A 21,865-nucleotide genomic window follows, 5' to 3' on the forward strand; every position below is an offset into this window, starting at 1 on the left:
GGACGGGACACCAGGTCGGACCACCTCTTTTCGTAACACCCGGGGGTGTACGGAGCGGACGGACACGCCCGCGCCACGCACCACCAGACCGGCCCGCCCACCAGGCGGAACGGTTACCGATCGGTAGAGATGACGGATCTCCGAGCGCGGTAGCACGATGGAGGCGGCGCGACACACCTCAGTTTCGACCGACAGTGAAGGAACAGCGTGGCTTCCGGATCCGATCGCAACCCGATCATCATTGGCGGCCTTCCGAGTCAGGTCCCGGACTTCGATCCCGAGGAGACCGCGGAATGGCTGGAGTCGCTCGATGCGGCCATCGACGAGCGGGGGCGTGAGCGTGCCCGTTACCTGATGCTGCGGCTGATCGAGCGCGCCCGCGAGAAGCGTGTCGCCGTGCCCGAGATGCGCAGCACGGACTACGTCAACACCATCGCCACCAAGGACGAGCCGTTCTTCCCCGGCAACGAGGAGATCGAGCGCAAGATCCTCAACGCGACGCGATGGAACGCGGCCGTCATGGTCTCCCGGGCGCAGCGCCCGGGCATCGGCGTCGGTGGGCACATCGCCACCTTCGCCTCCTCCGCGTCGCTCTACGACGTCGGCTTCAACTACTTCTTCCGCGGCAAGGACGCCGAGGGCGAGTCCGGCGACCAGATCTTCTTCCAGGGTCACGCCTCCCCCGGCATCTACGCCCGCGCCTTCCTCCTGGACCGACTGACCGAGCAGCAGCTCGACGCGTTCCGCCAGGAGAAGTCGAAGGCCCCGTACGGCCTGTCCAGCTACCCGCACCCGCGGCTGATGCCGGACTTCTGGGAGTTCCCGACCGTCTCGATGGGCCTCGGTCCGCTCGGCGCGATCTACCAGGCCCGGATGAACCGGTACCTGGAGCACCGCGGCATCAAGGACACCTCCGACTCGCAGGTGTACGCCTTCCTCGGCGACGGCGAGATGGACGAGCCCGAGTCGCTCGGCCAGCTGTCCCTGGCGGCCCGCGAGGGCCTGGACAACCTCACCTTCGTGGTGAACTGCAACCTGCAGCGCCTCGACGGCCCGGTCCGTGGCAACGGCAAGATCATCCAGGAACTGGAGTCCCAGTTCCGGGGCGCCGGCTGGAACGTGATCAAGCTGGTCTGGGACCGCAGCTGGGACCCGCTGCTCGCGCAGGACCGCGACGGCGTGCTGGTCAACAAGCTGAACACCACGGTGGACGGCCAGTTCCAGACCTACGCCACCGAGACCGGCGAGTACATCCGCGAGCACTTCTTCGGCTCCGACCTGCGCCTGCGCAAGATGGTCGAGAGCATGACCGACCAGCAGATCCAGCACCTGGGTCGCGGCGGCCACGACCACAAGAAGATCTACGCGGCGTTCAAGGCGGCCCGCGAGCACAAGGGCCAGCCGACGGTCATCCTGGCCCAGACGGTCAAGGGCTGGACGCTGGGCCCCAACTTCGAGGGCCGCAACGCCACCCACCAGATGAAGAAGCTGACGGTCGAGGACCTGAAGCGCTTCCGCGACCGGCTGCACCTGCCGATCACCGACAAGCAGCTGGACGAGGGCTACCCGCCCTACTACCACCCGGGCCGCGACTCGGAAGAGATCCAGTACATGCACGACCGCCGGCAGGAGCTCGGCGGCTACGTGCCGACCCGCAAGGTGCGCCCGCGCAAGCTGGAGCTGCCCGGCGACGACGCGTACAAGGCGGTCAAGAAGGGGTCCGGCAACCAGACCATCGCCACCACCATGGCGTTCGTCCGGGTGCTCAAGGACCTCATGCGGGACAAGGGCATCGGCAACCGCTTCGTGCCGATCGCGCCGGACGAGTACCGCACCTTCGGCATGGACTCGCTCTTCCCGTCGGCGAAGATCTACAACCCGCTCGGCCAGACCTACGAGTCGGTCGACCGGGACCTGCTCCTCGCCTACAAGGAGTCGCCGACCGGCCAGATGCTGCACGACGGCATCTCCGAGGCGGGCTGCACCGCCTCGCTGATCGCCGCCGGCTCCTCCTACGCCACCCACGGCGAGCCGCTGATCCCGGTGTACGTCTTCTACTCGATGTTCGGGTTCCAGCGCACCGGCGACCAGTTCTGGCAGATGGCCGACCAGCTGGCCCGCGGCTTCGTGATCGGCGCCACCGCCGGCCGCACCACCCTGACCGGTGAGGGCCTGCAGCACGCCGACGGCCACTCGCACCTGCTGGCCTCGACCAACCCGGGCGTCGTCGCGTACGACCCGGCGTACGGCTTCGAGATCGCGCACATCGTCCAGGACGGTCTGCGCCGGATGTACGGCTCCAGCGCCGAGCACCCGAACGGCGAGGACGTCTTCTACTACCTCACCGTGTACAACGAGCCGATCAAGATGCCGGCCGAGCCCGAGAACGTGGACGTCGAGGGCATCCTCAAGGGTCTGCACAAGTACGCTCCGGGCACCGCCGGCCAGATCCCGGCCCAGATCCTCGCCTCCGGCGTGGCCGTGCCGTGGGCCCTGGAGGCCCAGCGCATCCTCGCCGAGGAGTGGAACGTCAAGGCCGACGTCTGGTCCGCGACCTCCTGGAACGAGCTGCGTCGCGACGCGGTGGAGGCCGAGGAGTTCAACCTGCTGCACCCCGAGGAGCAGCAGCGTGTGCCGTACGTCACCCAGAAGCTCCAGGGCGCCGAGGGCCCCGTCGTCGCGGTGTCCGACTGGATGCGCGCGGTGCCGGACCAGATCTCCCGCTGGGTGCCGGGCCAGTACCAGTCGCTGGGCGCCGACGGCTTCGGCTTCGCCGACACCCGTGGCGCGGCCCGTCGCTTCTTCCACATCGACGCGCAGTCGGTCGTCCTGGGGGTGCTCACCGAGCTCGCCAAGCAGGGCAAGATCGACCGCTCGGCGCTGAAGGACGCGATCGACCGCTACCAGCTGCTGGACGTCACCGCGGCCGACCCGGGCGCCGCCGGCGGCGACGCCTGATCACCAGCTGGGCACTGAAGGGCCGGACTCCCCCGGGAGTCCGGCCCTTCGTCGTCCGGTTCGCCGCTGGTCGCCCTCACCCGCGTGTGAGGAGCGCCCACCGACGTGCGCCGCCGGACACCACGACGGCCCCGGACTCCGCCGAGTCCGGGGCCGTCGCGTACGGGCGCGTGTCAGATGTGCACGGCGGGGCCCGCGTCGGTGGTGCCGCGGCGGGTGAGCAGGCCGAGCACGGCGGCGGCGAAGGCCACCACGGAGGCGACCGCGAAGGCGAGCGACATGCCGCTGACGAAGGACTCGTGGACGGCCCCGGCCATCGCGTCCACCGCCTGCTGCGGGGTGCCGGGCGGGGCCGGCGGGGCGATGCCGAGCTGGGCGGCCTGCTTGAGGCCGTCGGCCTGCGGGCCCTCGACCGGCGGCAGGCCGGCCTTGGCCCAGTTGCCGGGCAGCACGTCGCCGACCTTGGCGGCCATCAGCGCGCCCAGTACCGCGGTGCCGAGGCTGCCGCCGACCTGCATCGCGGACTGCTGGAGGCCGCCGGCCACGCCGGACAGCTCCAGCGGGGCGTTACCGACGATCACCTCGGTGGCGCCGACCATGACCGGGCTGATGCCGAGGCCCATCAGGACGAACCAGAGCGACATCACGCCAGTGCCGGAGCCGGTGTCCAGGGTGGACATCCCGAACATCGCGGTGGTGGTGATCAGCATGCCGGCCACGATCGGGATCCGCGGGCCGAGCTTGCCGATCGCGATGCCGGCCACCGGTGAGCCGACGATCATCATGCCGGTCATCGGCAGCAGGTGGACGCCGGCCTCGACCGGCTTCATCCCGTGCACGTTCTGCAAGTAGAAGGTCACGAAGAAGATCGCGCCGAAGAACGCGAAGGCCATCAGCGCCATCAGCAGGACGCCCGCCGACAGCGGCACCGAGCGGAACAGGCTGAGCGGGATCAGCGGCTCGCGCGCCTTGCCCTGCCAGAACGCGAAGAGCGCCATCAGCACCACCGCGCCGCCCAGGAACAGCAGCGTCCTCGTGTCGCCCCAGCCCCACTCGGGGGCCTTGATGATGCCGAAGACCAGCGCGAACATCCCCACCGACAGCAGCACGATGCCGGGCACGTCGAAGGACTTGGCGGCGTTCTCGGCCCGCACGTCCTTGAGGACCCACAGGCCGAGCGCCAGCGCGATCAGACCGACCGGGATGTTGATGAAGAACACCGACTCCCAGCTGACGTGCTCGACCAGCAGGCCGCCGACGATCGGGCCGGCCGCGGTGGAGGCGCCGATCACGCCGCCCCAGATGCCGATCGCCATGTTGAGCTTCTCGGCCGGGAAGGCCCCGCGCAGCAGGCCGAGCGCGGCCGGCTGGAGCAGCGCGCCGAACAGGCCCTGGAGCACCCGGAAGGCGATCACGGTCTGGATGTTGCCCGCGAAGCCGATCGCGGCCGAGGTGGCGGCGAAGCCGACGGCGCCGACCAGGAAGGTGGACTTGTGGCCGAAACGGTCGCCGATCTTGCCGGCGGTGATCAGGAAGACCGCCAGGGCGAGCAGGTAGCCGCTGGTGACCCACTGGATCTCGGAGGGCGCCGCGTGCAGCTTCTCCTGGATCACCGGGTTGGCGATGGCGACGATCGTGCCGTCCAGCGCGACCATCATGACGCCGACCGCGACGGTCAGCAGGGTCAGCCAGGGGTGCCCCTTGAGGCCGCCCCCGGGCGGTGGCAGCGGCGGGGCGTGCGCCTCGGAGTTGTTGACGACGGACTGGCTCATCTGGGCCCTCCGGGGGCGTGGCTCGTTCGGAACGTGGTCGTGGCGCCCCGGCCCACCCGTCCCCACAGGTGCCCCGGCCCGACGGGCGCCACTCGCCGCAGATTATGTCAGTCGCTGACATTCGGCAAACAGTGACTTCTGGCCATTACTGACATTTGTCAGAACGCTAAGGTTGTGCTCCCACCCGCCACACCAGAGCCCCGGAAGGCCCCCGCCATGGCCGCTCACACCCCCCGCCCCGCCGGCATCCCCGAGGACCTCGGGCGGACGCCCGGGCTGCGTGAGCGAAAGAAGCAGCAGACCCGGTACGCCCTGGTCCAGGCCGCCCACATGCTCTTCCTCAGCCAGGGCTTCGCCCGCACCACCGTCGACGAGATCGCCTCCGCCGTCGACGTCTCCCAGCGCACCTTCTTCCGCTACTTCGCCAACAAGGACGAGGTCGCGCTCGCCGTCATGGCCGAAGCCGAGGACTACTTCATCGAGTGCCTGCGCCACCGCCCCGCCGAGGAGACCCCGCTGCAGGCCCTGCGCGCCTCGATCGTCAAGGCCTGGCGCGACCTCGGGAACGCCAAGGCCTCCGGCGCCGGCTCGATCACCAGCGCCCTCGAACTCATGCGGATGATCGAGGACGCGCCCACCCTGCTCGCCGCCCACCTGCGCCGGGTCACCGAGCAGGAGCGGATCGTCGTCCGGGTGCTCGCCGAACGCGAGGGGCTGGACCCGCGCGAGGACCTGCGCCCCACCGTGCTCGCCGCCGTCTTCGGCAGCGTGCTGCGCGCCGCCCACCTGTCCTGGACGGCCGACCGCGAACCCGACGGCCCGGAGGGCATGATCGCCCTGATCGAGAGCCACTTCGACCAGCTCGGCCCGGCCCTGGCCGGCCACTGGCGCACCCCCGCACAGCGCCCCGAGTAACGCCCGGGTAGCACCCCCGGGTCATACCGGGGTAGCACCCGACACCCCGGCAGCACCCGGAAGTTCGCGCTCCGGTGCGACGCCCCGGCGGGCCCCGGCCTCCTAGGCTGGCCCACGATGAAGAACCTCACCCCCGCCGACCTCCGCAGGTACGCCGACCGCCTGCTGCGCTCCCTTTACCACCACCTCATCACCCCGACCGGCGGGCACACCCCGCTGCTCGGGGAGTCGCCCAGGTCCTGGCTGCGACGGCTGCCGTACGCCGTCGCCCTGATCCTGATGTCCTCGCTGATCCCCTCCGGGATCGCCGTGCTGGTCGACTCCTACGGCCTGGTGCTGCCGGTGGCCGGCGCGCTCACCGTCGCCCAGACCGCGCCGCTGCTGCTCGCCATCACCCGGCCGCTGGCCGCCTGGTGGATCAGCGCCGCCACCCTCGTCGCCACCGCCACCATCTCCGCGCACTACGACCTGCACGGCGGTACCTGGCCGTGGACCGCGCCGATGATCCTCGCGTACCTCTTCCTGCTGATCGCCCTCGCACTGCGGGAGAGCCGGCCCACCCTGGTCGCGGTCTGGCTCGCCACCGTCCTGCTCACCGTGCTCACCACCGCGCTCGGCCTGCCCCGCTCCGGCGACGGCACCACCGTGCTGCTGATCGCGCTCAGCGGCGCCGTGCTGCTGCTCGGCTGGGCCGTCCGGGACCGCGCCGAGGCGCGCCGGCTGCTCACCGAGCAGGAGCACATCAGCGAGGTCGAACGCGAACGGCGCACCCTGCTGGAGGAACGCGCCCGGATCGCACGGGAGTTGCACGACGTGGTGGCCCACCACATGTCGGTGATCGCGGTGCAGGCCGCCAGCGCGCCGTACCGGCTCCCCGAGATGCCGGCCGCGGCCGCCGAGGAGTTCACCGCGATCGCCGGCACCGCGCGCGAGTCGCTCACCGAGATGCGCCGGCTGCTGGGCGTGCTGCGCAGCGAGGAGTCCGGCGGGGAGAAGGCCCCGCAGCCCGGGGTCGGCCAACTCGCCCAGCTGGTCGAGACGGTGGGGCGGGCCGGGGTCCCGGCCGAGCTGGCGGTGGACCACGGGCTGGTGGAGACGGTGCCGCAGGCCGTCGGCCTCTCCGCGTACCGGATCGTCCAGGAGGCGCTCGCCAACGTGGTGCGGCACGCCCCCGGCGCGCAGACCTGGGTGTCGCTCTCCTCGGACGGCCCGGCACTGCTGGTGACCGTGGTCAACGCGCCCCCGCCGGAGCGCACCGAGTCGCTGGAGGCCTCGGTCGAGGGCACCGGGCACGGCCTGGTCGGAATGCGCGAACGCGTCCGGCTGGTCGATGGCAAGCTGGACACCGGCCCGCTGCCGGACGGCGGCTTCAAGGTGGCCGCCGTCCTGCCCCTCGGCACCTTCAGCACCCCTCGGGAGACCACCGCATGACCATCCGCGTGATCATCGTCGACGACCAGGCCATGGTCCGCGCGGGCTTCGCCGCCCTGCTGGGCGTCCAGAGCGACATCGACGTGGTGGGGGACGCGGCGGACGGCGCCCAGGCCCTGGAGGTCGTCGGCCGCACCCACCCGGACGTGGTGCTGATGGACGTCCGGATGCCCGTGATGGACGGCTTGGAGGCCGCCCGGCGGCTGCTCGACCCCGCCGTGCCGGGCGCGCACACACCCAAGGTGCTGATGCTGACCACCTTCGACGTGGACGACTACGTGTACGAGGCGCTGCGCGCCGGGGCCAGCGGCTTCCTGCTCAAGGACGCCCCGCCGGCCGACCTGATCGCCGCGGTCCGCGTGGTCGCGGCCGGCGAGGCACTGCTCGCCCCCTCGGTGACCCGCCGGCTGATCGAGGACTTCGCCCGCACCCGTCCGGCCAAGCGCCACGACCCCAAGGTGCGGCTCAACGGCCTGACCCCGCGCGAGACCGAGGTGCTGGAGCTGATCGCCCGCGGCCTGTCCAACCAGGAGATAGCCGCGAAGCTGGTGCTCGCCGAACAGACCGTGAAGACCCACATCGGGCGCATCCTCGCCAAGCTCGACCTGCGCGACCGCGCCCAGGCGGTGGTGCTGGCCTACGAGTCGGGCCTGGTGACCCCCGGTCAGTAGCGGCTGTTACTCCCCCGCTCGCTACGCGCCGGCTCGCCTCCGCTCGGGGCGGGCCTGATACCCCGGTAGTACCCGGGAGTTGGCCCCGCGGTGTGACGTCCGCGGGGCCGTCGCGTTCCTACCTTCCTCTCTGTCGCAAGCCGAACGGACGAGGGAGATCAGGGACATGCGCAAGTTTCGGGCCGGACGGGCACTCGCCGCCGCCGCGGTGGCACTGGCAGCGGTGCTCGGCGCCGGCGGCTGGGCCGCCGACACCCAGACCCCCGTCACCGGCCCGCCGCCCGGCAGTGCCGCCTGGACGGCCGACACCTCGCTCGGCCTGCGGCTGCCCGACCCGGCCACCGCCGCCCCGGCCCAAGTCGCCGCCTTCTTCGCCGGGTTGGCGCCGAGCACGCAGGACGCGCTGGCCGTCCGGCACCCCCTGGTGGTCGGCAATCTGGACGGCGCCCCGGTCGCCCTCCGGTACCGCGCCAACGCCCTGGCCCTGGCCGCCGAACGCACCCGCGAACTCGCCCGGGCCGCCGACCCCGCCCTCGCCCCGCAGGACCACGAGGCCGCCCGCACCCGCGCCGAGCGCTACCGCACCCTGCTGGACGGAGGCCGGCAGATCCTCGCCTTCGACCCGCGCGGCCGCGGCCAGGTCGCCGAGGTGTACGGCGACCTCGCCGGCGCCCGCCGCACCGCCGTGATCGTCCCCGGCTCGGACATCGACCTGTCCGGCTTCGACCGTGCCTCCGACCCCTACGGCACCCCCGCCGGCATGGCCCGCGCGCTGCACCAGGCCACCGACCGGCAGACCGCCGTGATCGCCTGGGCCGGCTACACCACCCCGGTCGGCCTCGGCCTGGACGCCGCCACCGAGGACCTCGCCCGGGTCGGCGCCACCCGCCTCACCCGACTGCTCGACGGGCTCGCCGTCAGCACCAGCCCGCAGGCCCCCGCCACCGTGTTCTGCCACAGCTACGGCTCGGTGGTCTGCGGCCTGGCCCGCCCCACCCCCGCCCAGGCCTCCGGCGTGGTGGTGCTCGGCTCCCCCGGCATGGGCGTCGACTCGGCCGCCGACCTCGACCGGCGCGTCCCGCTCTGGGCCACCGCCCGCAACGGCTCCGACTGGATCGGCGACGTGCCCAACGTCCGGTTGCTCGGCCTCGGCCACGGCTCCGACCCGACCGCCCCCGGCTTCGGCGCCCGACCGCTGCCCGCCACCGGATCCCACGGCCACACCGGCTACTTCGCCCCGGGCACCGCCTCGCTCGCCGCCTACGCCGCCGTCGCCCTCGGCCGCGCCTGACCGCCCGCACCGGAAGGAGCACCACCATGGCCCACCCCCTCACCCCCCTGCGCCACGCCGCCCGCCGGGTCGACGCCAAGACCCCCGCCACCCGCGACCGCGCCCTGGACGGGCTGCGCGCCCTCGCCCTGCTCGCCGTGCCGGTCGGGCACTGGATGCTCGGCGGCTTCACCCGCTCCCCCGACGGCGTGCTGCACAACGCCAGCCCGCTCTCCTCGCTCGGCTTCTTCGCCCCGATCAGCTGGGGGCTCCAGATGCTCGGGGTGTTCTTCCTGGTCGGCGGCCACTCCTCGGTCCGTTCGCTGGACCGGGCCCGCGCCCGAGGCGAGTCGTACGGCGGCTGGCTGCGCGCCCGTACGGTCCGGCTGCTGCGCCCGGTGCTCGGGGTCACGGCCGTGTGGGCCCTGCTGCTCCCGCTGCTGCCCGCGCTCGGCGTCCCCGCCGACACCGTCCGCACCGGCGCGACACTGGTGGTGCAGCCGCTCTGGTACATCGGGGTCTACCTGGGGCTGACCGCGCTGACCCCGCTCTGCGTGGCCGCCGGGCGCCGACTGGGCGGCTGGTCGGCGGGCCTGCTGGTGGCCTCGGTCGCCGCGGTGGACCTGCTGCGGTACGGGCCGTGGGCACAGGCGGTGCCGTCCTGGGTCGCGCTGCTGAACATCCTGCCGGGCTGGCTGTTCGGCTACCAGCTGGGCGTGCTCTGGGCGCAGGGCCGGCTGGGCCGCCTGGCGGCCCGGGTGCTGCTGCTCGGCGGCGGGGCCCTGTTCGCCGTCCTGCTGCTGGTGTTCCACTACCCGGCCAGCATGGTCGGCGTGCCCGGGGCCGAGCGCACCAACTCGCACCCGCCGTCCCTGCTGGTGCTCGCCCTGGCGGCGTTCCAGTGCGGCGCCGCGGTGCTGCTGCGGGAGCGGCTGGGCCGGCTGCTGACGCACCGTCCGCTGCTGTGGCTGCCGGTGGTGGCGGTCAACCTGTCGGCGATGACGATCTTCTGCTGGCACCAGAGCGCGATGCTCGCGGTGGCGGTGCCCGGCGCGGCCGGCCTGGGCGCCGTGCCGGGCCTGACCACCGCGCCGGACTCGCTCGGCTGGGTGGCCGCCCGGCTGGCGCTGCTTCCGCTGTTCGGAGCCGCCCTGGTGGCGATCGGGTGGTTCACCCGACGGTTCGACGGGCCGTGGACGTCCTTCTCCCGGGCCGGGAAGGCGGCGGCCGGCGCCGCGGCGGCGCTCTTCGCGGCGTACGCGCTGGGCGTGGTGTGACCCTCCCGGGAGGCTGCGCCCGAGGGGATGCACCCGCATGCGAACCACCACGCGCCGTGATGTCCTGTGACGGTCGGCGACCATCGCAGGACCGCGCCCGCCCACGGCCCGTCCGTCCGCATTCGCCGCTCCTCCCCACCACCCCACGCTCCCGAGGAGTGCCATGTCCCTGTCCCCACCCCGTCCCCAGCCACGGCGACGGGCCCGCCGACGGCTGCCGGGCACCGCCGTGGTCCTCGCGGTGACCGCCGGCACCCTGCTGGGCGCCGTCGCCCCGGCCGTCGCCCACGGCGGACCGTCCGCCCCCGGGGCGGACGGCCTCACCCCGCACGTCGACTCGCCCCGGGTGATGGCCGAGCTGCGGGAGGACGAGGTCGCGGCGCTCGGCCAGGAGCACGCCGAGGAGCACGCCCGGATGCGCGCCGCCGTCCGCGGCATCGGCGACTACCCGCAGACCACCCGCACCAACCGGTACAACGCGCTGACGGCCTCCCAGGCCGATCACAACAAAGCCTTCGACCCGGCAACTTTCGGCGCGTTCAACCAGTACTTCCCCTCCCCCGACTTCGGCGACCACGTCGCGCTGCTGCCGACCGGCAAGGTGCTGCTGTTCTCCTTCGAACGGATCGAGACCAACCCGGAGAAGGAGCCCGCCCCCACCCAGACCATCGGCAAGGAGAACGCCGGCCGCGCCTTCCTGTGGGACCCGGCCAGGGGCACCGGCCCAAACGCCTTCAAGCAGGTCAACCCGCCGGTCTCGGACATGCCGGACGGCCTGGGCGAGCCCCGCCCGGTCCCGTTCTTCTGCTCCGGCCACTCGTTCCTGCCCAACGGGATGCTGGGCGTCTTCGGCGGCAACCTGGGCGGCAACGGCGGGACGGGCGCCAAGCTCTCGCTGGTCTTCGACCCGTGGACCGAGACCTGGACCCGCAACCCCGACATGTCGGTCGGCCGCTGGTACCCCTCGGTGGTGACCGGCGCCGACGGCCGCCAGCTGATCATGTCCGGCCAGTCCGAGCTCGGCTACGGCACCCCCACCCCGGTGGTCGAGCGCTTCCCCGCCAAGTCCTTCCCGGTGCCGGTGAAGAAGACCGACGTCCCCAAGGACACCCCGGTGGAGCGGTTCAAGGTGGACGCCCCGTTCAGCACCGACTACCCGCACCTGTTCTCGCTCAACGACGGCAGCGTCTACGGCTTCGGCCGCCAGCCCGGCGAGCAGTGGAAGTTCGACCCGGCCGCCGAGTCCCGCACCGATCTGGCGGCCCGCCCGGACGGCCGCAGGCGCAACTACGGCTCCGCCGTCATGCTCCCCAACGGCGTCAACGGCCCGGACTCCGCGCTGGTCCTCGGCGGCGACCGGGACAATCCGAGCACGATGCGCTTCTCCAACGGCAGTTGGACCGCCGAGAAGTCCCGCGCCTTCGGCCGCACCCAGGACGACACCGTCCTGCTGCCCACCGGCCGGCTGCTGACCGTCAACGGCGCCTACGACATCCGCGACTACGGCAACGGCCCGTACAACCCCAACGCCGACCTCAAGTACCGCCAGATCGAGCTGCGCGACGACCAGGGCAACTGGCAGCTCGGCCCGGTCCAGCGACTGCCGCGCGGCTACCACTCCAACGCCGTCGTGCTGCCGGACGGACGCGTCCTGGTGACCGGCGACGAGCTCCAGCAGATGGCCAACAACACGGACATCAACGGCACGGTCAGCGGCATCCCGGGCACTTCCGGGCCGGTCACCATGAACGGCACCATCGAGATCTACGAGCCGTCCTACCTGCACCAGGGCGACCGGCCCGCGCTGGCCAACCCGCCCACCACGCCGGTCGGTTACGACAAGAAGTTCACCGTCACCAGCACCACCCCGGGCCTCGCCGCCAAGGCCGTCCTGCTGGCGCCGACCACCTCCACCCACTCGGTCAACACCAGCCAGCGCCACATCGACCTGCGGCTCACCGGCCGGGCCGGCAACCGGCTGGAGTTCCAGGCCCCGCCGGACGCCAAGGCCGCCCCGCCCGGCTGGTACATGCTCTTCCTGCTCAGCGACAAGGGCGTGCCCAGCGTCGCGCAGTGGGTCCAGCTCAGCTCCTCGGCCTGATCCCCCACCCCACCCCAGAAAAGGACCTCCCATGGCAACGGATCTGAGCCTGCGCGACAGCGACGAGATCCAGGGCGACATCCTCGCCGGCTTCAAGAAGGACAACGTCAGCCTCCTGTTCCTCAAGTTCGAGGACGCCGCCCGGGCCCGCGACTGGCTCCGCAAGCTGACCCCGCAGATCTCCACCACCCGCCAGGTCGCCCAGTTCAACGAGGCGTTCAGCGACGCCAGACAGGCCTCCGGCGGCGACGACCCCAAGTCGCTGACCGCCACCTGGCTCGGCATCAGCTTCACCTACGAGGGCCTGCGGATGCTCTCCGCCACCGACCCGTTCGCGACCGCCCCGCCGGTCGGCAGCGGCCTGGAGGCCTTCAAGGAGGGCTCGGCCAAACGGGCCGGCGCGCTCGGCGACACCGGCGACAACTCCCCGGAGAACTGGCTCTTCGGCAACGGCCGGACCCAGTCGGTCCACGCCGTGCTGAAGATCTCCGCGGACACCGAGCGGGACCTCCAGGCGGCCGTCGAGGCGCAGCGGATCGCCGCCGCCGAGTGCCGGGTCCTGATCGCCTACCAGCAGAACGCCCAGACCCTGCTGGGCAGCCGCCGCGGCAAGGAGCACTTCGGCTTCAAGGACGGCATCAGCGAGCCCGGCATCAAGGGCTTCGACCGACCGAACCCGGCCAGGCCGGACGAGGTCGACGGCCACCCGGGCACCCGGCTCATCCCGGCCGGCGAGTTCGTCTGCGGCCTGGAGAACGACCAGTTCAGCTTCCCCAAGGACCAGTACCCCGTGTGGGCGCGCAACGGCTCCTTCCAGGTGGTCCGCCGGCTCGCCCAGGACGTCCCCGGCTGGTGGTCACAGGTGGCGGTGAAGCTGAGGGAGCTCAAGCAGGCCAAGGCCGTCCCGGACACCGCCACCACCGAGTGGCTGGCCGCCCGGATGGTCGGCCGGTGGCGCTCCGGCGCCCCGGTCTGCAAGCACCAGCTCAACGACGTCCCGAACAACCCGAGCGCCGCCTCGGACAACGACTTCGACTTCCGGGACGACCCGGAGGGCCTGGTCACCCCGCTCTGGTCGCACCTGCGCAAGACCGAGCCGCGGGCCGGCCTGCAGGAGAGCCCGGACAAGGACCCGTTCCCCGCCAAGGACCTCAACGGCCGGCGGATCATGCGCCGCGGCACCCCGTACGGCGCCCCGTTCGACCCGGCCTCGGAAGGCCCGGGCGGCCCCGACGACCCGCGCGGCCTGCTGTTCATCTGCTACCAGGCGGACATCCAGCGGCAGTTCGAGTTCATCCAGGCCGACTGGATGGACCAGCCGAACTTCCCGCCGAACCGGGACAGCGGCGGGAGCGTCCCGCCTGGGCACGCCAACCCCAGGCCGGTACCCGGCAAGGACCCGGTCACCCAGGAGGCCCCCGACGTCGACTTCGAGAGCCGGGACGCGAGCGGCCTGATCACGCACACCCCGGTGAGCTTCCGGCAGTTCGTCCAGACCACCGGCTCGGTGTACGCCTTCATGCCCTCCCTGAGCATCCTGCGCGGACTCTGCGAGGGCCGGCTCACCCCGGTCGGCGGCCAGGGCGCCACCACGCAGCCGGGCGGCAACGGCCAGGGCACCACCATGCAGCCCGGCACCGGCGGACAGCCGCAGCCCAAGCCGCAGCCGGTGAAGGCGTACCCGTGCGACGAGTTCATCGGCGTCCCGGACCAGTTCCGCCGCGGCGGGCAGAGCCAGTACTGGGCGTTCCACGGCGACCGCTGCCGGCTGATCTCGGTGGCCGACGGATCCGCCCACACCGACCGCAAGGTCGAGGACGACACCTGGCTGACCACCTGGTCCTGTCTGCAGGGCGTCGGCCGGGTCGACTGCGTCCTGCCCGTACCGGACCAGCAGGACCCGGCCGGCAAGAGCTGGTACTGGGTCTTCCACAGCACCGCCGGGCGCCAGCAGTACCGGCTGGTCTCCATCACCTGCGGCGGCGGCCGGTACACCACGGCGCTCGAACGCTCCGACCGCGACCTCACCCTCTGGGGCTCGCTCAGCGGCGTCGGCCAGGTGGACTGCTGGCTGCCCGTCCCGGACCAGCAGCGGGTCGGCGGTAAGAGCTGGTACTGGTGCTTCCACACCACCGCCGGGCGCCAGCAGTACCGGCTGATCTCGATCGCCGACGGCTCCTCGCACACCGACGTGCGCGAGCGCACCGACCGCGAACTCTCCCAGTGGGGCTCGCTGAGCGGCCTGGACCGGGTGGACTGCTTCCTGCCCGTCCCGGACCAGCAGCGGGTCGGCGGGAACAGCGAGTACTGGGTGTTCAGCGGCCAGAAGTACCGCAGGATCTCGATCTCCGACGGCAGCGGCCACCCGGACCGGCTGGTCTCCGCCGACCGCTCCTGCGACGGCTGGTCCTCGCTCTCCTGACCGGGCCCGCCCGACCGGGCCGACCTGGCACCCACGCGCCCCCGGTGCGCCATCGCGCGCGCCGGGGGCGCGTTGTCAGTGCCCTGCTCTAACCTGCCGCCATGGTGACGTTCGAGGAGTTCCGCGCGATGGCGCTGGCCCTGCCGGAGACCGCCCAGGAGCCGACCTGGGACATCGAGACGCTGCGGGTCCACGGCCGGATCTTCACGATGGGCTCGCCCGACGGCGACCGGGTCACCGTCAAGGCCTCCCCCGAGGACCAGGCCGAGCTGCTCGCCGCCGAGCCCGAGGTGTTCTCCTCCGCCCCCTACGTCGGGCGGCACGGCTGGGTGAGCGTCCGGCTGGACCTGGTGGACCCGGACGAACTGCGCGACCTGGTCACCGAGGCCTGGCGGCGGACGGCGCCGAAGCGGCTGGTCCGGGAGTTCGACGCCTGAGCGAGCGGCCCTGCGGGCCACGGCCCGCACCACGGGGAGACGTCGGCAGGACACCCCCGGTTCATGTGATCCATCCCACAGTTTAGGCACGCCCGCCACCCCGTCGGGCCCCCTAGGCTTGCGCAGGGAATCAGCAGTTCCAATGCACCCTCCGGGCACCGCCCGCGAAACGGTGACGGGCCCCAAGGGAGTTGGTGCGGTGCGCAACCGTCGACGCTGGAAGCGTGTACTGATCGGGGCGTTCGCGGGTTGCGCCGTGCTCGCCGACGCCGGCGCCTCGGCGGCCGCGGCCGCGGTCTCCTCCGAGCAGCTGGCGATCTCCACGCCCCCGGCCGGCAGCGCCGCCTGGATCCAGGACCACTCCTTCGGCCGCACCCTGCCCGACCCGGCCACCACCTCCCCGGCCGCCGCCGCCGAGTTCTTCGCCTCGCTCGCGCCCACCGAGCTGGACCGGCTGATCCGGGACTACCCGCTGGTCGTCGGCAACTACGACGGTGCCCCGCTGGACCTGCGCTACCGCGCCAACCGGATCGCCCTGGCCGTCGAACGCGACACGGCCCGGGCCCGCGCCGAGGACCACAGGCTCGACTCCGACACCCGCGCGCTGGCCGTCTCCCGCGCCAACGACGTCGAGCACCTGCTCGCCCCCGGCCGACAGATCCTGGCCTTCGACCCGCGCGGCCGCGGCCTGGTCACCGAGGTGTGGGGCGACCTCGCCGACGCCGAGCGGATCTCCGTCCTCGTCCCGGGCTCGGACGCCGACCTCGGCCACTTCGACCAGACCGCCGAGCCGCTGCGCTCCCCGGCCGGCATGGCCCGCGCCCTCTACGCCGAGGAGCAGCGCCAGGCCCCGGGCACCCGGACCGCCGTGGTCTCCTGGACCGGCTACGTCACCCCCTCCGGCCTCGGCCCGGACGCGGCCACCTCCCGGCTCGCCGACGTCGCCGCGCCCCGGCTGGAGCGACTGCTCGCCGGCTTCAAGGAGACGACCCGGCCGGACGCGCCCCCGTCGCTGCTCTGCCACTCGTACGGCTCGGTGGTCTGCGGCACCGCCGCCCCGAAGATCCTCCGCGCGGCCGCCTCGCCGTCCGACACCTCGGGCATCACCGACATGGTGGTGTTCGGCTCCCCCGGTATGGGCGTGCAGAACGCCGCCGAGCTGGGCGGCGGCGTGCACGTCTGGGCCGCCCGCAACCCCGGTGACTGGATCGGCAACGTCCCGTTCCTGGAGGTCGGCAAACTCGGCCACGGCGCCGACCCGACCGGTGGCGGCTTCGGCGCCGAGCAGATCTCCTCGGCCCGCGCGGTCGGCCACACCGGCTACCTCACCGACGGCACCGACAGCCTGCACAACTTCGCGGTGATCTCGCTCGGCCACTACCGGGACGTGGTCCGGACCGAGCCCAACTCCTGACGGCCCGACTCCCGACCGGCCCGACTCCCGACCGGGCCACGCCGGTACGGCTACGACGGCTGGTCCTGGTACAGCCGTAGGGCGTCCGCCGCCGCCCGGGCCAGCTCGCGCCGGGCGGCCGGCGGGGCCAGCACCTCGACCTCCGCGCCGAAGGCCAGCAGCGACCGGACCGCCGCCGGAGCCGGGAAGGCCATCGCCACCTCGACCCAGTCCTCGGCCGGCCCGATGCCCGCCTCCGGCGGCGGCGCGATGACCCGGCCACCGTGGATGCGCAGGAACTGGTCCAGCCGCCCGCGCCGGACCCGCACCCGCACCGGCAGCTCCTTCGGCAGCCGCTCCACCTGCTCGCGCAGCGCCGCCCACACGTCACCGAGCCCCACCCCGGCCCGGCGGCGCACCGCCTCCTCGGTGGTCTCGGCGGCCAGCACCCGGTCGGCCCGGAACAGCCGCGGCTCGCCGTGCAGATCGGCCACCAGATACCAGACCGCGGCCTTGCTCACCAGCCCGTACGGGTCGACGGTGTACTCCACCGGCGCGGGCGTGCCGCTGTGCCGGTAGCGCAGCCGCAGCCGCCGGTCGGCGAAGACCGCGTACTGCAGCTCGCCCAGGTCCGGGCCCGGCGCGGCCGCGGGCAGCCCGCCCTGCATCCAGCGGGCCGGGTCGACCAGGATCCGCTCGCTGATCCGCTCGGCGGCCGGCCGGTGCGGGGCCGGCAGCGCCGCCATCACCTTGCGCAGCGCCGAGCCGAGCGCGCCGTCCAGCCCGAGGTCGCTGTGCGCGCCCTGGGCGGAGAGGACGAACAGCGCCCTGGCCTCGTCCGCGGTCAGGCCGGTGACGTCGGTGCGGTAGCCGGGCAGCAGGCCGATGCCGCCGTGCCGCCCGCGCTCGGTGAACACCGGCACCCCGGCGGCGGAGAGCGACTCCACGTCGCGGTAGATGGTGCGCACGGACACCTCCAGCCGCGCGGCGAGTTCGGTGGCGGACACCCGGCCGCGGGTCTGCAGCAGCAGGAGGACGGAGAGCAGGCGGTCGGCCTTCATGGGCCAAGAATCCCAGTAATCCTGACGGAACCTGTCAGGTTTTACTGGGAGATTGCGTTCCGAGCCCGAAAGCCCGCCCGACCATGGGGAGTTGACCGCACATGAACGCCGTCCAGGACGCCCGCCCGCAGTACCTGCTCGCCCTCGACCAGCTGGAGAAGCTGTTCGCCACGATCACCCCGGCTGACCTCGACCGGCCCACCCCCTGCACCGAGTTCACGCTGCGCCGGCTGCTGAACCACGTGGTCGGCGGCATCCACCGCCTCGCGTACCTCGGGGAGGGCGGCCGCTTCGAGGACATCGTGCCCGCCATCGAGGACCCGTCGGACGAGGGCTGGCCGGCCGCGCTGGGCCGGGCCCGCGCCCGGGTGACCGCCGCCTGGGCGGACGACGCCAAGCTCGGCCGCCCGACCTTCGCACCCTGGGGCGAGGTCCCCGGCGGGGCCGCGGTCGGCGGCTACCTGATGGAGGCGGTAACCCACACCGGGGACATCGTCACCAGCCTCGGCAACGGCTTCGCGCTGGACGACGCGCTGGCGCGGACCGCGCTGGGCATCGCCGAGACCGTCCTGCCGCCCGAGAGCCGCGTCGAGGGCGTCCCGTTCGCCGCGGTCCAGCCGGTCGCCGAGGACGCCGACGTGCACGCGAAGCTGGCCGCCTGGCTGGGCCGCCCGGCCTGAGCCGGGCCGCACAGCTGAAGCCGGCCGCACGGATGAGCACGGCAGCCGGTCGGGCCCGGGAAGTCGGCGACTTCCCGGGCCCGACCGGCTGTTGCCGGCTACTCCCGGCCGACCGAGGTGAACTTCATGTCCGCGTAGCGCTCCCCCGCCACCTGGCCGGCCACCGGCTCCAGCAGCGCCAGCTCCGCCGCGGTGAGCCGCAGCGTCGCCGCAGCGGCGTTCTCGGCGAGGCGGCTGCGCTTGCGGGTGCCCGGGATCGGCAAGACGGTCAGCCCGTGCACCTCGGCCCGCTGGTGCACCCAGGCCAGCGCGATCTGCGCGAGGGTCACCCCGCGGGCCGTCGCGATCTCCCGGATCGGCGCCAGCAGTTCGGCGTTGGCCGCCGCGTTGGCACCGGTGAAGCGCGGCTGGGTGCGCCGCACGTCGTCCGCCGCGAGCTGCTCGGCGGCCTGGAAGGAACCGGTCAGGAAGCCCCGCCCGAGCGGCGAGTACGGCACGAAGGCGACGCCCAGCTCGGCCGCGACCGGCACCGCCGAGCGCTCGACGTCGCGGGCGAACACCGACCACTCGGACTGCAGCGCCGCGATCGGGTGGATCGCGTGCGCCTCGCGCAGCTCGGCCCCGGTCACCTCGGACAGGCCGAGGTGGCGCACCTTGCCGGCCTTGACCAGCTCGGCCATGGTGCCGACCGAGTCGGCCAGCGGCACGGCCGGGTCGCGGCGGTGCATGTAGTAGAGGTCGATCTCGTCCACGCCGAGGCGGCGCAGCGAGGCGTCCACGGCGGCCCGGATGTACGCGGGGTCGTTGCTGATGCCGCGGTAGCCCGGGTCCTCCTCCTTGCGGACGAGGGCGAACTTGGTGGCGAGCACCACCTTGTCCCGGTTGGCCCGGACGAACGGGCCGATGAACTCCTCGTTGCGGCCGTAGCCGTAGGCGTCGGCGGTGTCGAAGAGGGTGACACCGGCCTCCAGCGCGGCGTCCAGGGTGGCGAGCGACTCGCCGGCGTCGGCCGGGCCGTAGAACTCGCTCATGCCCATGCAGCCGAGGCCCTGGACGCCCACCAGCGGGCCGTCGGTGCCGAGTTCGGCGGTGGGAAGGACGGGGTGAGTCATGCGCTCTGCTCTTCCTCTACGCGGTAGTACTGGCATTGGGCCGGGGTGCCGGCGGCGTCGGCGATCTTCCCGGCATAGAGATCGATCTTGTAGTCGAGGACGACGAGGGTGGCCTGGAGGTCGACGATCCTCTGCCGGACCTCCTCGCGCTGGGCCTCCAGCAGCAGGCGCCGCCCCTCGTAGGTCTGCTCGCCCTGTCGGGCCATGTCCACGTACTTGAGCATGTCCGCCACGGACATGCCGGTCAGTCGCAGCCGGCCCAGGAAGGCCAACCGGTGCAGGTCGGCGTCGCAGTAGCGGCGCTGGCCGCCGGCCGCGCGGTCGACGGGGTCCAGCAGGCCGATCCGCTCGTACCAGCGCAGGGTGTGGGCGGTGAGCCCGCTCGCCGCGGCGACCTCGCTGATGGTGTGCCGCGGGGTCCGGTCCGGATCGCCGACCGGGCGGCCGAACACCTCGGAGCAGCTGCGCAGGTCGATCTCGAGTCGTGCGGGTGTGGCCATCGAACGTTTCCCCCTGTCCTGTGCGACGGGAACGACGCTACCGAGTTGGAGTGCACTCCAAGCAAGCCCGACCGGCCCGACAGCCGGGTGCCCCCGCCACCCGGCTGACCGCAGGGTGCCCCGCCGCCCCTCGCCCGCCCCGGCTACAGTCGGGATCCATGGAGAGCTTGCGTGTGATCGAGAACTGGCCGGTGCCCCACGCCGCGGCGGCGGTGGTCCGGGGGGCGGACGGCGCGGTGCTGGGGGCGCACGGGCCGCAGCAACACCTGTTCCCGCTGGCCTCGGTGACCAAGCTGCTCACCTCGTACGCGGCGCTGATCGCGGTCGAGGAGGGCGTGTTCGAGCTGGACGACCCGGCCGGGCCGCCCGGTGCGACCGTCCGCCACCTGCTCGCCCACACCTCCGGCCTGGGCTTCGACGAGGACCGGGTGTTCGCCGAGCCCGGCAACCGCCGGCTCTACTCCAACGCGGGCTTCGACGCGCTCGCGTCGGCGCTGTCCGGGGCCGCCGGGATCGAGTTCTCCCGCTACCTCGCCGAGGCGGTGTTCGAGCCGCTCGGCATGGCCGACACCCTGATCCACACCGCGCACAGGTCCCCGGCCGGCGCCGGCGGCCTGTCCACCGTCGCCGACCTCGCCCGGTTCGCCGCCGAGCTGCAGTCGCCCAAGCTGCTGGACCCGTCCACCGTCCTGCGGGCCACCCGCGAGGTCGCCTTCCCCGGCACCAGCGGCGTGCTGCCCGGCTACGGCCACCGCCGCCCGAACGACTGGGGCCTCGGCTTCGAGATCCGCGACGGCAAGAGCCCGCACTGGACCGGCACGGCCAACTCCCCGGCCACCTTCGGCCACTTCGGCCAGTCCGGCACCTTCCTGTGGGTCGACCCGCAGGCGGGCGTGGCCTGCGTCGCGCTCACCGACCGGGACTTCGGCCCGTGGGCGGTCGAGGCCTGGCCGGCCTTCTCGGACGCGGTCCTCGCCGAGCTCCGCTGAGGGCCGAGCTCCACCGAGGCCTTTCCGAGGAGGTCTCAGCCGTACGAGACCGGCGAGTGCATCTCCCACAGCAGGAGTTCCGCGCCGGTCTCGCCCGCGGCCGGGTCGGCGAAGGCCTCGCCGGTGATCCGCACGCTGTCGCCCGGGGCCATCGAGCGGCCGCCGCCCTTGGGCCCCGGGATCGTCCGGTAGCCCAGCGAGCCCGCCGTCAGGTGGGCGTACCGCCAGGGGGCGGCAGGCAGCTCCGGCAGCGGCTGCCACGGCCCGGCGGTCGCCAGCCAGAGCGCGGCGTCACTGCGGCGCAGCCGCAGGGCCTCCGTTCCGGCGTCGCGCTCCAGGCCGGAGGCGAGCAGTGTCAACCCGCCGTCCGCCGGTTCCACCTTGCGCAGCCCGTACGCCGGGGCCGCGTCGAACTCGTCCGGCTGGAGCCACATCTGGACGAAGCGAACCGGGCCGGTGGCGCCACCGATGTTGCGTTCGGTGTGGGTGACGCCGGAGCCGGCGCTGAGGTGCTGGACCATTCCGGGGCGGACCACCCCGCCGTGGCCGTGGGAGTCCCGGTGGGCGAGCGCGCCCTCCAGCACCCAGGTGAGGATCTCGGTGTCCCGGTGCTTGTGCTCCTCGAACCCGGCACCAGGGGCGAGGAGTTCCTCGTTGCAGGCGAGCAGCGCGCCGAAGTGCGTGTTCTTCGGGTCGTAGTGGCCGGAGAAGGAGAACGCGTGGCGGGTCTCGATGCCCTCGGCAGGAGCGGAGCGGTAGCGCTCGGCGGTGCGGCGCAGGTCGGCGCGGGGGCGGTCAGCGGCGTCGGTCACGCGCCCACCGTAATGGTTGTGGCCCTTGCCACCGCGCCGCTGTGCCGGGGGGTGTGCACGAGCA

At 73.0% G+C, this 21,865-nt stretch carries 17 protein-coding genes; 12 read left to right on the forward strand and 5 right to left on the reverse strand.

The annotated features are described in order from the left end of the window. Positions 1-207 precede the first annotated feature (207 nt). Positions 208-2,958 carry a pyruvate dehydrogenase (acetyl-transferring), homodimeric type gene (aceE, locus tag ACIBEC_RS08580; protein WP_360492952.1) on the forward strand — a complete coding sequence of 917 codons (2,751 nt, stop codon included), beginning with the start codon at positions 208-210 and terminating at the stop codon, positions 2,956-2,958. A 173-nt stretch (positions 2,959-3,131) separates the two neighbouring features. Here aceE and ACIBEC_RS08585 read toward each other — a convergent pair whose 3' ends face one another. Beyond that, the gene (locus tag ACIBEC_RS08585; protein WP_360492955.1) at positions 3,132-4,730 is read right to left on the reverse strand and encodes an MFS transporter; all 1,599 of its coding nucleotides are present in this window, start codon (positions 4,728-4,730) and stop codon (positions 3,132-3,134) included. Positions 4,731-4,946: 216 nt separating this feature from the next. On the opposite strand from ACIBEC_RS08585, the gene ACIBEC_RS08590 reads away from it, so the two are divergent. The 9 genes from ACIBEC_RS08590 to ACIBEC_RS08630 all read left to right on the forward strand — a co-directional run bounded on the left by ACIBEC_RS08590 (position 4,947) and on the right by ACIBEC_RS08630 (position 16,668). After that, positions 4,947-5,645 (forward strand): TetR family transcriptional regulator, encoded by a 699-nt coding sequence (locus tag ACIBEC_RS08590; RefSeq protein WP_360492958.1) that lies wholly within the window; start codon positions 4,947-4,949, stop codon positions 5,643-5,645. Between the two features lie 117 nt (positions 5,646-5,762). Continuing rightward, on the forward strand, positions 5,763-7,076 hold the full coding sequence (locus tag ACIBEC_RS08595) for a sensor histidine kinase (protein ID WP_360492960.1): 1,314 nt from the start codon (positions 5,763-5,765) through the stop codon (positions 7,074-7,076). Next, entirely contained in the window at positions 7,073-7,747 is a 675-nt protein-coding gene (locus tag ACIBEC_RS08600; RefSeq protein ID WP_360492963.1) for a response regulator transcription factor, read from the forward strand. The genes ACIBEC_RS08595 and ACIBEC_RS08600 overlap by 4 nt, the downstream gene beginning before the upstream one ends. A 166-nt stretch (positions 7,748-7,913) precedes the next feature. Continuing rightward, positions 7,914-9,038, forward strand: coding sequence for an alpha/beta hydrolase (locus ACIBEC_RS08605; protein ID WP_360492966.1), 1,125 nt, complete (start codon positions 7,914-7,916; stop codon positions 9,036-9,038). A gap of 26 nt (positions 9,039-9,064) precedes the next feature. Beyond that, positions 9,065-10,294 (forward strand): acyltransferase, encoded by a 1,230-nt coding sequence (locus ACIBEC_RS08610; RefSeq protein ID WP_360492969.1) that lies wholly within the window; start codon positions 9,065-9,067, stop codon positions 10,292-10,294. 163 nt (positions 10,295-10,457) lie between these two features. Then, entirely contained in the window at positions 10,458-12,395 is a 1,938-nt protein-coding gene (locus tag ACIBEC_RS08615; protein WP_360492972.1) for a galactose oxidase early set domain-containing protein, read from the forward strand. A 31-nt stretch (positions 12,396-12,426) separates the two neighbouring features. After that, positions 12,427-14,817, forward strand: a complete 2,391-nt coding sequence (locus ACIBEC_RS08620) for a Dyp-type peroxidase (RefSeq protein WP_360492975.1) — start codon at positions 12,427-12,429, stop codon at positions 14,815-14,817. A 101-nt stretch (positions 14,818-14,918) separates the two neighbouring features. Further along, complete coding sequence (locus ACIBEC_RS08625; RefSeq protein ID WP_360492978.1) at positions 14,919-15,254, forward strand: MmcQ/YjbR family DNA-binding protein; 336 nt, start codon at positions 14,919-14,921, stop codon at positions 15,252-15,254. Between the two features lie 199 nt (positions 15,255-15,453). After that, a complete protein-coding gene (locus ACIBEC_RS08630; RefSeq protein WP_360492981.1) occupies positions 15,454-16,668 on the forward strand; it encodes an alpha/beta hydrolase in 1,215 nt (404 codons plus the stop codon). A 50-nt stretch (positions 16,669-16,718) separates the two neighbouring features. Here the strand turns inward: ACIBEC_RS08630 and ACIBEC_RS08635 are convergent, their stop codons facing one another. Beyond that, positions 16,719-17,708 (reverse strand): WYL domain-containing protein, encoded by a 990-nt coding sequence (locus ACIBEC_RS08635; protein WP_360492984.1) that lies wholly within the window; start codon positions 17,706-17,708, stop codon positions 16,719-16,721. Positions 17,709-17,809: 101 nt separating this feature from the next. Between ACIBEC_RS08635 and ACIBEC_RS08640 the strand changes: the two genes are divergently transcribed. After that, on the forward strand, positions 17,810-18,388 hold the full coding sequence (locus ACIBEC_RS08640) for a TIGR03086 family metal-binding protein (protein ID WP_360492987.1): 579 nt from the start codon (positions 17,810-17,812) through the stop codon (positions 18,386-18,388). 98 nt (positions 18,389-18,486) lie between these two features. On the opposite strand, the gene ACIBEC_RS08645 is transcribed toward ACIBEC_RS08640, so the two are convergent. Further along, entirely contained in the window at positions 18,487-19,500 is a 1,014-nt protein-coding gene (locus ACIBEC_RS08645; RefSeq protein WP_360492990.1) for an aldo/keto reductase, read from the reverse strand. After that, complete coding sequence (locus ACIBEC_RS08650; RefSeq protein ID WP_360492993.1) at positions 19,497-20,000, reverse strand: MerR family transcriptional regulator; 504 nt, start codon at positions 19,998-20,000, stop codon at positions 19,497-19,499. The genes ACIBEC_RS08645 and ACIBEC_RS08650 overlap by 4 nt, the downstream gene beginning before the upstream one ends. Before the next feature lie 158 nt (positions 20,001-20,158). Here ACIBEC_RS08650 and ACIBEC_RS08655 point away from each other — a divergent pair, with 158 nt between their 5' ends. Continuing rightward, on the forward strand, positions 20,159-20,989 hold the full coding sequence (locus ACIBEC_RS08655; RefSeq protein WP_360492996.1) for a serine hydrolase domain-containing protein: 831 nt from the start codon (positions 20,159-20,161) through the stop codon (positions 20,987-20,989). A gap of 35 nt (positions 20,990-21,024) precedes the next feature. Here the strand turns inward: ACIBEC_RS08655 and ACIBEC_RS08660 are convergent, their stop codons facing one another. After that, positions 21,025-21,801, reverse strand: coding sequence for a pirin family protein (locus tag ACIBEC_RS08660; RefSeq protein WP_360492998.1), 777 nt, complete (start codon positions 21,799-21,801; stop codon positions 21,025-21,027). Between the last annotated feature and the right edge of the window lie 64 nt (positions 21,802-21,865).

Origin of the sequence: Kitasatospora sp. NPDC051164 (assembly GCF_044455625.1) — a bacterium.
Taxonomy (GTDB): domain Bacteria; phylum Actinomycetota; class Actinomycetes; order Streptomycetales; family Streptomycetaceae; genus Kitasatospora.

Bases quoted from the DNA above. Each gene is read 5' to 3' on its own strand.
- ACIBEC_RS08585 (WP_360492955.1), bottom strand. From the start codon at position 4,730: ATGAGCCAGTCCGTCGTCAACAACTCCGAGGCGCACGCCCCGCCGCTG.
- ACIBEC_RS08590 (WP_360492958.1), top strand. From the start codon at position 4,947: ATGGCCGCTCACACCCCCCGCCCCGCCGGCATCCCCGAGGACCTCGGG.
- ACIBEC_RS08595 (WP_360492960.1), top strand. From the start codon at position 5,763: ATGAAGAACCTCACCCCCGCCGACCTCCGCAGGTACGCCGACCGCCTG.
- ACIBEC_RS08600 (WP_360492963.1), top strand. From the start codon at position 7,073: ATGACCATCCGCGTGATCATCGTCGACGACCAGGCCATGGTCCGCGCG.
- ACIBEC_RS08605 (WP_360492966.1), top strand. From the start codon at position 7,914: ATGCGCAAGTTTCGGGCCGGACGGGCACTCGCCGCCGCCGCGGTGGCA.
- ACIBEC_RS08610 (WP_360492969.1), top strand. From the start codon at position 9,065: ATGGCCCACCCCCTCACCCCCCTGCGCCACGCCGCCCGCCGGGTCGAC.
- ACIBEC_RS08615 (WP_360492972.1), top strand. From the start codon at position 10,458: ATGTCCCTGTCCCCACCCCGTCCCCAGCCACGGCGACGGGCCCGCCGA.
- ACIBEC_RS08620 (WP_360492975.1), top strand. From the start codon at position 12,427: ATGGCAACGGATCTGAGCCTGCGCGACAGCGACGAGATCCAGGGCGAC.
- ACIBEC_RS08625 (WP_360492978.1), top strand. From the start codon at position 14,919: ATGGTGACGTTCGAGGAGTTCCGCGCGATGGCGCTGGCCCTGCCGGAG.
- ACIBEC_RS08635 (WP_360492984.1), bottom strand. From the start codon at position 17,708: ATGAAGGCCGACCGCCTGCTCTCCGTCCTCCTGCTGCTGCAGACCCGC.
- ACIBEC_RS08640 (WP_360492987.1), top strand. From the start codon at position 17,810: ATGAACGCCGTCCAGGACGCCCGCCCGCAGTACCTGCTCGCCCTCGAC.
- ACIBEC_RS08645 (WP_360492990.1), bottom strand. From the start codon at position 19,500: ATGACTCACCCCGTCCTTCCCACCGCCGAACTCGGCACCGACGGCCCG.
- ACIBEC_RS08650 (WP_360492993.1), bottom strand. From the start codon at position 20,000: ATGGCCACACCCGCACGACTCGAGATCGACCTGCGCAGCTGCTCCGAG.
- ACIBEC_RS08655 (WP_360492996.1), top strand. From the start codon at position 20,159: ATGGAGAGCTTGCGTGTGATCGAGAACTGGCCGGTGCCCCACGCCGCG.